Origin of the sequence: Thermosediminibacter litoriperuensis (assembly GCF_008124715.1) — a bacterium.
Taxonomy (GTDB): domain Bacteria; phylum Bacillota; class Thermosediminibacteria; order Thermosediminibacterales; family Thermosediminibacteraceae; genus Thermosediminibacter; species Thermosediminibacter litoriperuensis.
The window spans coordinates 312-14,394 of record NZ_VNHO01000039.1 but is presented as its reverse complement, the minus strand read 5'-3'; the positions used below and the strand labels follow the sequence as shown (position 1 = coordinate 14,394).

The following is a 14,083-nucleotide window of genomic DNA, read 5'->3' as shown; positions in this document are numbered from 1 at the left end:
CCTAAGGAGATGGTCTTGAGGTACTAAGCTATCGATGCTTACTAATTCTACCTGCTCTATTATTTCTCGATTTTTCTTCGTTAACATTTCATCGCCCCACAATATTTTTGTATCTTCTTTAATTTTACTAAAAAGCTGATGATTTTTGTACTAGCTTTTGCAAAAAAAGACTGTCGACAGTTACTTTGTCGACAGTCTGGAGCTTTGAATTAATCAAAGCTCGTCTCGAAGAGCATTGCCTTTGAAAAATCCACCGATACGTCTACCTTATCACCCGGCCGGTAAATGACGGTGTTATCCGCGGCGCACAAAAGCAAGAGGCCTTCCCGCACCACCCTGTAGTAGACGCATCCCCCGGCAAACCGCATATCACATACCATCCAGCTCGAGGTTTCGCCGCCCGGTGAAATTCTGACGTGTTCGGGCCTTATCAAGGCTGTATAACAGCCGTCGACTGCCTGCGGTGCGGGGAAATCTCCAAAAGGGCAGAAAAAAACGCCGTCCTTCACCCTGCCCTCCACGTAATTTTTTTTCTCGCCGAGAAACTCGGCCACTTCCAGGGATGCCGGCCTGAAATACACTTCCTCGGGGGTACCCACCTGCTTTATCGAGCCGTTAATCAGCACCGCTATCCTGTCGGACATCATGAGGGCTTCTTCCCAGTCATGGGTCACCAGGATGGTGGTCATCTCCATTCGGCGCTGAAGGTCCCGGGTAAACTCCCTCATGGATTCCCTGAGGCGCGGGTCCAGGTTGGAAAAAGGTTCGTCCAGGAGAAGGACCCGAGGCTTTACCGCCAGGGCCCTGGCCAGGGCCACCCTCTGCTTCTGGCCCCCGGAGAGTTCGTGGGGGTATTTGTGTTCGTATCCCTTCATGTCCACCAGGGCCAGCATCTCAGCGACTATTTTTGTCCTTTTGTCCCGAGGAACGCCGGCCATCCTGAGGCCGAAGGCCACGTTCTGTTCTACGGTCAGGTGAGGAAAGAGCAGGTAGTCCTGAAAAACGAGCACGGCCCCCCTCTTTTCCGCCGGCACCTTTACGACCGGGACGCCGTCGAAGAAGATTTCACCGGTGTCGGGCTTAACAAGCCCGGCTATTATCTTTAGAAGCGTGGTCTTGCCGGCTCCCGAAGGCCCCAGCAGTGACAGGAGCTGCGCGCCGGCCACCTCGAAACTGATACCGTCGATGATTTTTTCTCCTCTGAAAGCCTTGCTCACATTTTCCACTCTTATCTCGGCCATACGGATATCCCCTTCGGTGTCACATATAAAAGTACTGTCCCTTTTTGACCCACCTTCTGACCAGCGCCTCCAGGGCGAAAACCCAAAGGAGCACGGTGGCTATAAAAGCCAGGCTGAAGACAGCGCTCAGATGCCGGTCTCCCCCCTGTATGAAGGGGAAAAGCAGCAGCGAAAAGGTTACCACCCGGCCTCCTCCTATGATAAAGGTGAGGAAGTACTGGCTGAAAGAAACGACAAAAGCCATTATGCCGGCGGTTACAAGCCCCGGGGATATAAGCGGCAAAGTCACGTAGATGTAAGTCTTCATCCTGCCGGCCCCCATAACCCGGGCCTGCTGCTCTATCCTGTCGCCCAGGGCGCCGAACACACCCGTCAATATCTTTATGCCGTAAGGCAGGCATGGCAGGAGGTGAGACAGCACTACCCCCCAGAAGGTATCAGCCAGGCCAAGGCGAATGAAATTCACGTGGATTCCCATGGCAATGGCCGTCGTGGGGATGACCATGGGCGAAAGCACGAAGATCTCGATGGCCTGCTTGCCCCTGAATTCACAAAAGGCCAGGGCCCTGGCCGCCGGAAGGCTGAAAGTTACGGTGAGGAATGTCACCACCGAAGAGAGCAGCACGCTGTAAAACAGCACCGGCAGGGCCCCTGTGGCAGGGTTTAAGAGGTGAACCCATCCTCGCACCGAAAAACCCGTGGGAAAAAGGTGAGGCCAGGGCCATTCCCTGGCGAAAGCCCACAGCAACAGCACCGCCATTGGAAGGATCATTACCACTATTACGGCATAAAGTAACAGGTTAACAAATCTTCTATTCATATTACCACCCGGCCCTAGCCGTCTGCCTGCTGTAAATGTATATCAGTATGAAGGAGACCGCCATCATCACCATGTTCACCGCCATAGCATAGGGCCTTGCCGATAGTTCGGGGCTCACGTAAAAAGTGTACGCCAGCACCGGCAGCGCCCTTGGATAGGTAGGCCCAATGAGGTAGGGAACCTCCCAGGACCCGAAGGCATAGGCGAACAGAAAAAGGAACGAAGGAATTATCGCCGGCTTTAAGAGAGGCAGCACCACATAGAAAAAGGCCTTCCACTTGCTGGCCCCCAGGTTCAAAGCAGCTTCAAACAGTCCCGGGTTGCTATTCTTTAGGATGGTGTAAACCATAAAGGTAGCAAAAGGGGTACCTTTCCATAAGTAGGTCAGTATAACCCCGATGCCCGCCCTGTCAAACACCATACCGGGGAAAGCGTTTTCGGCTCCCGGCATCCCCAGGGCGTAAAGTAACCTGGGCATGAGGCCGCTATTCGATAAGATATTCAGCACCAGCAGCACCGCGATGGTGTGAGGCACTATTATGGGCAGCCTGTAAAGGTAATTGCTGAGGCCCTCCCTCCGGGGACTGTGAATGAGCAGCACCGCCAGAAATATCCCCAGGATAACAGCCAGCGCCGAGGAAACAAAAGCCACGTAAAAAGAAAAAACAAGGCTTCTTAAAAAATCCGGATTCTTCAAGACGGCGATGTAAAACTTCAGGCTGTAACCGTTAAGCCCCGCAGCCGGGAAATGGCCCAGGCTCTGCTCCAGGGCGGTGTATATTCCTGTAAATATGAGCCATGCCTGCACCAGCATAACGGGTGCAAGCATGAAGTACGGCCTCAACCTTTCACCGTTCACGTTACTTTCCCTCTTTAAGCACTTTTTCAACCCATATTTCCTCGATTACCGGTATGAGTGAGGCATCCGGTTCGGCCAGCCGGCGGGCCTGGAGATAATCCCCCGGCAGCGCCGCATCCCCCAGATTTATATCTTCAAAGAGTTTCTTTTCCTCAGGCGAAAGCCGGTTGAAATCAATTACCGGCAGGTCACCCCAGTTGACCGGGTCGTTTTTAGACGCCTGCACCTCCGGGCTCAGAATATAGTTTATGAACGCCAGGGCACCCGCTTTATTGGGGGCGTTGAAGGGTATGGCCAGGTAGTGTGTGTTGCCCAGGGTACCCTTTTCGAAGACGAAGCTCCTGACCATCGCCGGAAACTCACCGGTTTTAACCTTGCCGGCAGCCGCGTACGGAGCGTAGTCCATGGAAATAAGGATCTCGCCGTCGGCGAACATGTTGTGCAGCTGCGCCAGGGTAGCCGGATAGCTCTCCCCTTTCTTCCACAGGAAGGGCTTCAATTCTCTCATGTACTCTATCGCCGGGGAAATAGCTTCTTCCACCGCTTTTTTATCTCCGGGATCTAGGCCCTCAAGCTTTTCCCTGCCCACCACGTCACAAATTATATTCCTGATGAAGGCGCTGCCCGTAAAATCCGGCGGCGCCGGGTAAGTTATCCTGCCCGGGTACTTTTTCGCAAGCTCCAGGAGAGCCCTGTGGTCTTTCGGAACTTCGCTTTCCGGGAGCCTGGCGCTGTCGTAGGTCAGCACAAACTGAGCCCTGCCGTAAGGCGCCTCGTAACCCTCAATGGGGTGGCCGAAATCATTTTTCACTTCCGGGTCGTCGGGGTCCACGTATTTTTGGAAATTGGGCAGCATTGACGTGAAGGGCCCGAACAGAAGCTCGTTTCTGCGGGCGGTGTAAAAGTTTTCGCCGTTTATCCACACCACGTCGATGGAACCCTTTTCCCTGCCCGCCTGCTTCTCCCCCAGCAGTTTGTTCAGGATCTCGTCTATATCCATCCCCACCCGGTTCAGTTTTATGCCGTACTTATCCTCCAACCGGGGCGCCACCACTTCGTCCAGCCATTTGTTTATCCTCTGGTCTCCGCCCCAGCCATAAAAATTCACCGTCGTGCCCCTGGCTTCGGCCAGGATTTCCTCCCAGCTCTTTTCCTGAAGGTCCTCGGTCTTTCTAACTTCCTTTGCGCCGCATCCGGCAATCCCCACAGCCACAACCAGCATCGCGGCGAGAACAATAATAAACGTCTTCCTCACGAATTTCACCTCAATCCCTCTTGAGATACCTGTAAACCTCTGCCATTCTCTGGATCCCGGTAAACACGATCATGGCAGTGAAGATGTTGAAAATCAGCGCGGTGCTTCGAGGCAGGAGTATTGCCAGGGAGAAAACCAGAAAAGTCTCGGTCCTCTCGGCAAGCCCCGGTTGATAGTAAAAGGCTTTTTCTGTCTTTTTTGATATTAGGGCCCCCGATGCCAGAAATACGGAAAAGCTGAATATAATGGAACACAGAAGAAATATAGATGCCATCCTGGTTTCCGGCATTCTGGCCGCCATCACGGCTATATATCCCATTTCAACAATCCTGTCGAAGATGAGGTCCATGAGCGCCCCGAAGGCGGAGCACCTGCCGGTCAGCCGGGCCACCGTGCCATCAAGCACATCGGCAAGCCCGGAAAGCCACAGCAGCGTCAGGGCCGCCGCCCGCCAGTCGAGGTACAGAGCCGCTGCGCCGAAAAGCCCTATCACAAAAGCCGCCCCAGTAACGGCATCGGGGGTTAATTCCAGCCATACGAGCATCCGGGCCAGCTTCGTAAAATACGGTTGGAAAAACTTTCTCGCTCCGCTATCGAGCAACTGTATCCCTTCTTTGCTAAATGCCCAGGTTTCCGCCGTGCTTTTTCCTGATCCAGCCGGGAATCAGGGAAAGCAGCACGAAAAACACCGCCGCCACACCCAGGTAGGTAAATATCTTCCTGATGTCCCCGCCGCTGGTGAGAGTGCCTCCGGCGAAGGTATATGCTACGGCGCCGGGCAGCATACACAAAAATGATACCACAATATAGGTCAGAAGCGGAATATCGGTTAAGCCATAGGCGTAGTTTTGCAGGTTGAAGGGAAATACCGGCACCAACCGTGTTATCATGAGCATCCGCCAGCCGTGTTGCCTTACGCCCTCATCCAGCTTTTTCAGCTGCGGGTTTTTCTCGACCCAGCTTTCCACCATGCTCCGCGCCGCATACCTGGCTATCAGGAAGGCCGCCGTAGCCCCCAGCGTTGCCCCAATTGACGCAAAAAGGGCACCTTTGACGGGCCCGAAGGCTACACCCCCCAGCACTCCGATGGGCAATCCGGGCAGGAAGAAAATGCAGGCTGCGATGAAAAGCGCAATGTAGATTATGGGCCCCAGCCCCCCGTAACCGGCGATCCAGTCCTTCAACTTCGCCATGTTTTCAAGGCTCATGTACTGGGTAACGCCCAGCTTTTTTAAGAGAAACGCAACGACCGCGATGCAAGCCACGGTAATGAGCAGCTTCATCCGGCCACCCTTCCCGGAACCATGCAATTCAGCCGTTTTTTGACTCATTCCCTATCCCCCCTCATTTTGCATTAAAGGCAGCAGAAGGATGGGCCCTCCTGCTGCTTTCATTTTATTTCTTGGGTTCTCCGGTTTCGATGGGCAGATCGGTGCGCTGGCTCCACTCTATCCATGAACCGTCGTAATTTTTAACGTTCTTGTAGCCCAGTAATTCCGTCATAACGAAGGTGGCGTGAGCCGAACGCACAGCGGACTGGCAGTAGGGTATTACGGTCTTGTCCGGTGTTACACCTTTCTCTTCATACAGCTTCTTCAGCTCGTCGTAGGTCTTAAGGGTCTTATCTTCGTTGAGGGCGTCGCCCCAGTAGAGCCATATCGCCCCCGGGATTCTTCCGGCCCTGGCGGCGCCTTTGACTTTCTGTTCTCCCAGGAACTCCGCCTTTTCGCGAGTATCCAGAATTATCACGTCAGGGTTGTTTTGGCCCGCCAGCACGTCTTCCACTTCCGCCAGCAGGGTGGTGTCGACCTTCTTTACCTCGTATCTGGTCTCGGTCACTTCGGGCAGCTCGGTGGTAGTCTGGAATCCGGCGGCCTTCCAGGCTTCAATTCCGCCGTCCAGGATTCTAACTTTGTTGTCGCCGTAGAGCTTGAACAGCCACCAGAGTCTCGCAGCGTCGGCGGGCGCATGTTTATCCGCATCCCCGTAAACCACCACCAGGTCGCCGTTGGCAATACCGAGCTGGCTCATGAGCTGAGCGAACTGTTCGGGCGTAGCCCTCATACCCTCGTATTTATGGTTGGGATCGTTGTACTCGTTCCTCCAGGCCCTGACGGCTCCGGGTATGTGTTCCTTGGAATAGCGGTCCTGGGGCCTTACGTCGATAATTTTGACGGCATTCTTATCCATAAGCTCCTTTAGTTCCTGCGGAGTTATTATAGCCTCCGGATTGGCATAGCCCTTTTCCTTACCGGTTAAAAACTTTGTTGGTGCGGTTGCGGACTTTTGCTGGCTGCAGGCCGCGAGGCTGACGGCCAGTACAAGGATAAGCGTTAACGCTACAATCTTCCTCATAATATTAAATCCCCCCAAATTATTTTTTATTTGCGATCCTTGTGAGGATCTGTTTGGCTCTCCACCTCTTGCTCCAGCTCTGGAGCGTCTTATCGACCCCCGGCGTTTCTTTCCCTCTCCAATCACCTCCGAATATAAGATCGAGAAGGTGCAGTCCCTTCTTGCCGCCCGTCACCATGGAAGCACGGCAGGCGGCACAGTATGTGGCTATATATTCGGATTTGGCCTCACCGGCTCTTCTCTCCATCACCCGCTTTGCCAGGTCCGGGTTGGCCGGCACCACCATCCCGCCGTAACCGCAGCAGCGGGTGTTCCCCCGGCTGTTAGGCAGCTCTTCAATCCCGTAGCCCAGCTCACTCACTATAAACCTTACGGCGTCGTGAATTTCCGGCACATCGCGGGTCACGCAGGAATCGTGGATGGCCACGGTCATGCCGCTGTTTTTCGCAATCCCCCTGGCCTCTTCGGGCAGGCCTATCTCCTTCAGCACCACCCACAGGGACCTCACCTTTATCCCCGGTATATACTTGGGCAGGTACTCGGAAAGGGTCTTATAGCATGACTGGCAGGCGGTGATAACCTCCTCGGCGCCCAGCCTCCTGACTTCTTCCACCACCATAGCGAACCGGCGTTTAAAGAGCTCCTCCTGGCCCAAAGCCTTGGTGGGCTTGCCGCAGCATTTCAAAATGGCGCCGGTGCCGGGCAGCTTTTCCTTCAGGTACTCGTAGATCCTGCCCACGGCTTCTGGGTTGTAGGAAGGCAGGCTGCATCCCGGGTAGAATATGCGCCTGGTAAAGCCCGCCTTTTTATCCGGCAGAGTCGCATTGAAAATCCTGGAATAGCTGAACTTTTGATGCATCAGGATAGGCTTGTGCTGTTTCAGTGGGCCAACGCCCTGCTTTACCAGTTCCTTCCTTATATCGTAGAACCTGTCGGCCAGCCTGAACTCCTTCGGGCATTCCAGGGTACATTTGTTGCACATATTGCAGGAATACGGCACCAGCGGGTTGACCTTACCTGTCTCAAGAATTTCCTTAAACAGTTCCTTGGGGCAGCTGGTGAAATCCTGCAGCATGAGACATTCCTTAACGCAGAGGCGGCACTCGCACTGGAGGCACCTTTCGGCTTCTTTCCTGGCCATTTCTTCGGTGAAGCCCAGGTTCACTTCCATGAAGCCCTTTATCCTTTCCTCCGGTGAGAGCTTGCGCGTCTGGACTCTCGGCAGGAACTGCTCGGCGGAAACGTCCTTTTCGAGCCAGGTCTCGTAAGCTCCCTCGAATTCCCTTCCTGCGCGCAGGTCCTCCCCCTTCAGGTACCGGTCTATGGACACCGCTGCCTTCCTGCCTTCGGCCATTGCTTCTATGGCAAACAGCGGTCTTCCCACCGCGTCTCCTACGGCAAACACGCCCTTCAGCGATGTCTCCAGGGTAACCGGGTCCGCCTTAACCTTGCCGTTTTTTAAGAGCTCTATGCCGGTACCGGCCAGGAAGGAGCAGTCAGCAGTCTGGCCCACGGCCAGGACCACGTTATCGACCTCGATTTCGTAAGTTTCCGATTCATCGTAGCAGGGGTTGAAACGGCCTTCCCGGTCGAAGACCGACTTGCAGGCCTTGAAAACGATTTTCTTTACTTTGCCGTCCTCACCCACTATTTCCCTTGGGCCCCAGCCGTTGTGGATTACAACGCCCTCTTCTTCGGCCTCCTCCACTTCCCAGGGGTGAGCCGGCATCTCATCCCTTTTTTCAAGACAGAAAACGTCGACCTTCTTCACCCCGACCCTGATGAGGCTTCGAGCTACGTCCATGGCCACGTTGCCGCCGCCGATCACCGCAACCCGCTCTCCCACCGGGTACTTTCGGGTCATGCTGACCTCCCTCAGAAAATCCACCGCCGGTATTACTCCTTTCAGGTCTATACCCGGTACCGGCAGCATAACGCTCCTGTGGGCGCCGACGGCAATAAGCACCGCATCGTAATTGTTCCTGATATCGCTGAAAGATACGTCCTTACCCACTTCGGTGTTGAAGCGGATCTCGATCCCGAGTTTGGTCAGATAGCTATATTCCTTTTCCAGGATGTTCCGGGGCAGCCTGTACTCGGGTATTCCTACCCTGAGCATACCCCCGGCCACCGGCAGCTTTTCGAAAATGGTGACTTTATACCCCTTCTTTCTCAAGTCGATGGCGGCCTGGGCTCCCGCGGGGCCGGAACCTATTACTGCAACCTTAATGTCCTTTTCCGGCTCCATCGAGAGATCCCAATCGGAGGGATCGTCGTACCCGGCGGCAAACCGCTTCAGGGCGGCTATAGACATGGGCTGATGACCCACGTCATTGCGCTTGCACTTTTGTTCACAGGGATGGGCGCAGATCCGCCCCAGCGTGGCCGGGAGAAACAATTTTTCCCGGATAAGCTTAATAGCCTCTTTATACCTGCCTTCGGAAATCAGCTTGATGTAACCCCTGGCGTCGGTGTGCATGGGGCAGGTGGCCACGCAGTACGCCGGAGCGTCACCCATACATTTGTCCACTATTTCCCTCATTTTTTCAAGGGCTTCAGCGGGATACATCCTCGCACCACCTTTATATTGATTATTATTAATTATTGTTCAATTATTCAATAATTGAATTATACGAATAGATCTTCCCTGTATATGGCTGTCCTTTCCCGGTTTTAATTAATACAGGAAGAACTTTATCAGCAACCTGGAACCAAGATATGCGCCCGCCGACATGGCTGCCATAAAAATCCATCCGTGAAGGGACATGGAAGATATGCCGCTGAAAAGGGCTCCTATGTTGCAACCGAACGCGAGCCTTGCGCCGTAGCCCATGAGAAATCCACCGATTACGGCGCCGATGACCTGCTTATAATTTTTAATTTTTTTAAACCTAAACTGTGATGCCAGAAGTGCCGCCAGCAGGGCACCGGCGATGATGCCCAGATTCTGTACGGAACCCCCGTCCCGCAAAAAGCCGCCTGCCAGAGCAGCGGCATTGTCCTGTTCATCGTAGAAGGCCCAGAATTCCGGCCGGGCGCCGAAAGCCCGCGCAACCCACGCTCCCCAGTGAGCAAAGTGGGTGGTAATGCGCCACGGCTCGCCGCTGACCGCCAAAAGACAAACGTTTAAAATCCCCAGCAGGATCGCTCCAAACCAGTACGGGAAGGGTTCCTTCAGGATGACATCCGCATATCTTTTTAATTCCTCTTTAAGAAGCTCTTTGTTTTTCACGTTTGACCCTCCTCGTACCGGCCGTCTATTCCGCCCTGCTGTTATAGTCCCACCAGAGGGCGAGCCAGTACAGAATGAGCAGAAAGGCCAGCTGCCCGAAAAAGGCCGCTCCCCACCCCAAAATATCCGGCAGGAACACAGGCCTGGCGAACTTTATGATATTTTCCTTGAACCATCCGAAATGGTAAGCACCGGCCGCTGAACCGGCAATGAAAAACACTAAGGCGATCATGTTCACCAGGTGCCCCTCGCCTACCCGCATCAGGGTGCCGGAGGCACATCCCCCGCTCAACACAGCGCCTATTCCGAATATGATTCCTCCAAGCAGCGTATGGACGCCGGCCGGCTTGATCATCCCCGGGACCGGGCAGCCCGACAGGTGCGCCGCAAACTGTATGTAAGAAAACCCTACCATTGCGACGGTTGTGGCTATAAGGACAGCCCGAAACAATGATGTATTGCCCGTCAGAACCGGATCCCTAACGGCTGCCGTAAAGCAAAAGCGGGAGCGCTGCAGAACAAAGCCGAAAGCTATTCCAAAAATCCACCTCACAGCCAGAATCTTACCGACTCTAGATAGATAAATACCGAAAAGTACGAGGATCAGAAGCAGCACCATCGCATAGGGGAGCTGACTCTTCTTCCGAGTTAATGTGAACTCTTTCACTTTAAAATCCCACTTTCAATTATAAATTTTAAAAAATAGAGTGTAAAATCACCATCTTTTATGTTATTATAAAAATATCTTATATCAGGGAAAGAGGGTGGCAATTGAAATGAACATAAACCTGCTGAAATCCTTTATAGCCATTGCCGAAACTCAATCCCTGTCCAGGGCCGCCGAGCGCCTTTTTGTTACTCAGCCCGCTTTGAGCCAGCAGATAAAACAGCTGGAAACCCACTTTTCCGTACAGCTCATAGAGAGAACCAATCGAGGTATTGTGCTTACAGAAGCCGGCAGAATCCTCTTCGACTATGCCAACCGGATCGTATCGACCTACGAAGACCTTGAAAAAAATATGGACGATTTCAGAGCATCAATAAGCGGAAACCTGACAGTGGGCGCATCATCCATAGTAGGCGGATACGCGGTGCCCTGCAGCATCTTCATATTCAAGGAAAAATACCCCGAGACCAACATAAAGCTCAAAGTCGGCAACCGGAGACAGATCTTGGAGGAACTCAGGAACGGTGCGGTAGATGTGGCGATTATCGAAGGCGAAAAACCCGACGGAAACCTGATCTCCAGCGAAATCGCCAGCGATGAGATGGTTGTAATAGCCCCTAACAGGAGACCCTGGCAGGGCCGAACCTCCCTGAGCCCGGAGGAATTCATGAGCCAGCCCATCATCATGCGCGAAGAGGGCTCCGGCACAAGACAGATGATAGAAAAATGCCTTAAGCAGGCCGGCATAGATAAAAGCAGGCTGCACATCGTTATGGAACTGAGCAGCGCCGATTCCATTAAGGCCGCCGTGGAAGCCGGCCACGGCATTTCCATAATGCCGGGGCTGGCCATAAGAAAGGAGCTTTACAACAAGACCCTCGCAGCCTTAAAAATCGAGGGCGTACCCCTTATCCAAAAGATCCATGTAGCCTACAAGCGTGAAAAGGTGCAGAGCAGCGTGGCCAAAGCCTTCATCAAGTTCATGCATACGCCGAACCGGGGTTTTTGTTAACGGGCGGCATGATTATCAAAACCCGCCACACACCGTTTTCCACTTCTTCCACTTTAGTCTTGAGCCTTTTTCTCTTCATCTCGTCGACGATCGTCGTAACGGCGCAGCTGTGGTCGGTGAGAAGGACAATCTGGTCGCCCGGCCGCAGCTGTTTTATTTTCGACTGCACCTTTAGATTAGGTACAGGACACATATCTCCCAGCGAATCTATCAGGTACTCTGCCATATTTCCTACCCTTCCAGTTCCGTATTTAAATTTCAATTATTTTTTCCCTGTATATGATGCCCTTTGCTTCGAGCTCCGCAAGGAGCAGCCTGAAGGCGTTCTCGTCGGTGGCTATTAACTCCGGCGGGCATATCCCCTTATGCTTGAAGACTCCAGCCGCCAAAAACCTGGCGATGACGGAAGCGGTGTAACCCGTAGTCCTGGCCATTGAAGTGGTCCCCGTCTTCTCGTCGTAATAGTCCACCATTTCCCACACGCACCTGACCTTGCGGCCGCCCTTTTTGCCCTCCACCTCGACCCTCATGACCGTGAAGTCCCTGTCGCCCTCCTTCATCTCCCAGAGCGGGAACAGCAGCCTTGCTGTCACGTCTATGGGCCTGACCTGAACACCGTTCACGTCTACCGGGTCGTAGCCGAAAAACCCCGTCTCCCGCAGAATCCTCATCTTTTCCGCGTGTCCCGGGAAACGCAAGGTCTTCTCCTTCATATTGGGAATCTTCACCGTATCTACCAGAGTTCTGAGACCGTCGGTATTGAAAGCTTCCAGGGTTCCAATGCCGGGAAAATCTATTAGCTCGAGTTCCGAAAGGGCGGGCTTTGCCACAACATTCCCGTTTTCCACCACCCTGGCCGGCCGTGTGTATTCCTCTATGACGTCTATGGGCGAAAACACGATCTTGTATTCGTAGGGCCAGTGCCTGACCTGCGGAAGACCTCCAACGTATATAACGGCGCTTTCCGGTTCATCCAGTACCGATGCCCCGCGGGCCACCAGGATGTTGCTCATACCCGGAGCAACTCCGCAGTCTATGACCGCAGTAACACCCTTTTCTCTGGCAAGGCCGTCCAGGTCCCTGTAATCTTCGGGAGAGAAGGAAATATCGACTATGTTCCTGCCGGCCTCTATGACCTGTTTTACCATGCTCTTTCCCATGAACCCCGGCAGCGCACCCACCGCCATGTCGAAGTCCGAAGCGATCTGCCTGATGGTTCCGGGTTTTGACAGGTCCTCTACAATCCCCTTGACCCGGGCCTCCGAAGTAAGCTGTTTTACCCTCGCATCACTCCCGTCGGCCACGGTAACCTCCACATCCCACTCCCGGGCCAGGTCCCGGGCTATAACGCTTCCCACCAGCCCCGCTCCAAAGACTACTATTTTCACGCCCATTCCCCTCCATTCCCCTTTCTTATAATAGATTTATTAAATTCTATTAATCCCGCCGCAGCATTAATTCCACCCGTTTTTATCAATCCGCCGGTATTGATAAAATATTTCGCTAAAATCAAAAAATATCCTCTTTACGGAACCACTTAATCGTATTTGCTGTACATACCATCTTACGGAATGACCATATAACCAAAGGGTATGCTATACCTTTTTCCAGTATCAATAAAAAAGCGGCACAAAAAACCCCGCAGCCACCTGCGGGGATGTAATTTAAAGTATAAACCTGTTCAATATGAATAGTAACTTCCAAAATACTCCCGGTGATGATTCCGGGTATTGTGGAACTGTTAATTGGCGAAATCGGAACTAATATGGACCAGTTCCCCTCCGTCGCTCATTTGTGTTCATGGGCGGGGCTGTGTCCAGGTCAGAATGAAAGCGCCGGTAAACGAAAGTCCGCCAGGACTCGAAAGGGAAACAAGAAGTTGCGAAGTGCACTTGTAGAAGCTGCCCGGGCCGCCTCCAGAGTAAAAGATACTTTTCTCGCAAGTCAATACCACCGCATCGCTGCCCGAAGAGGATCGAACCGGGCAGCTGTTGCGGTGGCTCACAGCATCCTAACTATAGTTTATCATATTCTCAAGCGTAAGCAACCTTATATTGAATTGGGTCCGAATTTTTACGAAGAAAAAAGGCGCGACATGGTCATCCGCCAGTCTTTGAAAAAGCTTGAATCTTTAGGGTTAAAGGTCTCGGTCGAAACGATGGTATCTTAACCTTACAGACATTTGTTATTACGTATATTAAGCTTCATATTTATCCCATATTTTTACATTATGTATGGGCTTAGTTTTTCATTGCCTTTTTGCGGAACATTATTTTCAGGATAGGTAAGCTAGTAACCTCCGCCAGCCTGATCTCTTTCTTTGCCGTCTCCATGTTTCAATCCCTCATAGGTAAGCTAGTAACAGGATGAATCTCATCAATGTTATCAAGGAAATTCAAAAGTTTCAATCCCTCATAGGTAAGCTAGTAACGCTTTGGCATACCTTGGGATATACGGAACTTGCGTCGTGTTTCAATCCCTCATAGGTAAGCTAGTAACCGGAATATTACCAAAATGATATATTCAATATCGTTTTTGTTTCAATCCCTCATAGGTAAGCTAGTAACTACAAAAGATATTCCTCTTATCAATTTCCGTTCTCCAGTTTCAATCCCTCATAGGTAAGCTAGTAACTCCCGCTC

Annotated in this window: 13 protein-coding genes, 1 pseudogene and 1 CRISPR repeat array; of the genes and pseudogenes, 2 read left to right on the top strand and 12 right to left on the bottom strand. The window is 52.6% G+C overall.

Translation table 11 applies throughout. From position 1 onward, the window contains the following. Window positions 1-209: 209 nt before the first annotated feature. The 10 genes from LZ11_RS11345 to LZ11_RS12940 form a co-directional block, all read right to left on the bottom strand. Window positions 210-1,241, bottom strand: coding sequence for an ABC transporter ATP-binding protein (locus tag LZ11_RS11345; RefSeq protein ID WP_148867987.1), 1,032 nt, complete (start codon window positions 1,239-1,241; stop codon window positions 210-212). Window positions 1,242-1,260: 19 nt separating this feature from the next. Further along, a complete protein-coding gene (locus LZ11_RS11340) occupies window positions 1,261-2,061 on the bottom strand; it encodes an ABC transporter permease (protein ID WP_148867986.1) in 801 nt (266 codons plus the stop codon). 1 nt (window position 2,062) lies between these two features. After that, window positions 2,063-2,920, bottom strand: a complete 858-nt coding sequence (locus LZ11_RS11335) for an ABC transporter permease (RefSeq protein WP_148867985.1) — start codon at window positions 2,918-2,920, stop codon at window positions 2,063-2,065. A gap of 1 nt (window position 2,921) precedes the next feature. Next, window positions 2,922-4,142 carry an ABC transporter substrate-binding protein gene (locus tag LZ11_RS11330; RefSeq protein ID WP_148867989.1) on the bottom strand — a complete coding sequence of 407 codons (1,221 nt, stop codon included), beginning with the start codon at window positions 4,140-4,142 and terminating at the stop codon, window positions 2,922-2,924. A 43-nt stretch (window positions 4,143-4,185) separates the two neighbouring features. Beyond that, window positions 4,186-4,776 (bottom strand): CDP-alcohol phosphatidyltransferase family protein, encoded by a 591-nt coding sequence (locus LZ11_RS11325; protein WP_148867984.1) that lies wholly within the window; start codon window positions 4,774-4,776, stop codon window positions 4,186-4,188. 16 nt (window positions 4,777-4,792) lie between these two features. After that, window positions 4,793-5,506: a TVP38/TMEM64 family protein gene (locus LZ11_RS11320; RefSeq protein WP_148867983.1), complete on the bottom strand. Its 714-nt coding sequence runs from the start codon at window positions 5,504-5,506 to the stop codon at window positions 4,793-4,795. A 64-nt stretch (window positions 5,507-5,570) separates the two neighbouring features. Further along, window positions 5,571-6,530 (bottom strand): sulfurtransferase, encoded by a 960-nt coding sequence (locus LZ11_RS11315; RefSeq protein WP_148867982.1) that lies wholly within the window; start codon window positions 6,528-6,530, stop codon window positions 5,571-5,573. Window positions 6,531-6,549: 19 nt separating this feature from the next. Beyond that, window positions 6,550-9,099: an FAD-dependent oxidoreductase gene (locus LZ11_RS11310; RefSeq protein ID WP_148867981.1), complete on the bottom strand. Its 2,550-nt coding sequence runs from the start codon at window positions 9,097-9,099 to the stop codon at window positions 6,550-6,552. 108 nt (window positions 9,100-9,207) lie between these two features. Next, window positions 9,208-9,762 carry a YeeE/YedE thiosulfate transporter family protein gene (locus tag LZ11_RS12945; RefSeq protein ID WP_148867980.1) on the bottom strand — a complete coding sequence of 185 codons (555 nt, stop codon included), beginning with the start codon at window positions 9,760-9,762 and terminating at the stop codon, window positions 9,208-9,210. A 25-nt stretch (window positions 9,763-9,787) separates the two neighbouring features. Further along, window positions 9,788-10,429 carry a YeeE/YedE thiosulfate transporter family protein gene (locus tag LZ11_RS12940; protein ID WP_222927257.1) on the bottom strand — a complete coding sequence of 214 codons (642 nt, stop codon included), beginning with the start codon at window positions 10,427-10,429 and terminating at the stop codon, window positions 9,788-9,790. A gap of 109 nt (window positions 10,430-10,538) precedes the next feature. Here LZ11_RS12940 and LZ11_RS11295 point away from each other — a divergent pair, with 109 nt between their 5' ends. Next, complete coding sequence (locus LZ11_RS11295; RefSeq protein ID WP_148867979.1) at window positions 10,539-11,441, top strand: selenium metabolism-associated LysR family transcriptional regulator; 903 nt, start codon at window positions 10,539-10,541, stop codon at window positions 11,439-11,441. Here the strand turns inward: LZ11_RS11295 and LZ11_RS11290 are convergent. Both LZ11_RS11290 and LZ11_RS11285 read right to left on the bottom strand, forming a co-directional pair. Further along, window positions 11,410-11,667: a sulfurtransferase TusA family protein gene (locus LZ11_RS11290; protein ID WP_148867978.1), complete on the bottom strand. Its 258-nt coding sequence runs from the start codon at window positions 11,665-11,667 to the stop codon at window positions 11,410-11,412. The genes LZ11_RS11295 and LZ11_RS11290 overlap by 32 nt on opposite strands. 25 nt (window positions 11,668-11,692) lie before the next feature. Then, window positions 11,693-12,835, bottom strand: coding sequence for a saccharopine dehydrogenase family protein (locus LZ11_RS11285; protein WP_342782618.1), 1,143 nt, complete (start codon window positions 12,833-12,835; stop codon window positions 11,693-11,695). Between the two features lie 347 nt (window positions 12,836-13,182). On the opposite strand from LZ11_RS11285, the pseudogene LZ11_RS12935 reads away from it, so the two are divergent. Beyond that, window positions 13,183-13,611: pseudogene (locus LZ11_RS12935) on the top strand (transposase); the annotation flags it as partial. A gap of 163 nt (window positions 13,612-13,774) precedes the next feature. Continuing rightward, window positions 13,775-14,075: a CRISPR direct-repeat array (repeat unit 30 nt; unit sequence GTTTCAATCCCTCATAGGTAAGCTAGTAAC). Window positions 14,076-14,083 lie beyond the last annotated feature (8 nt).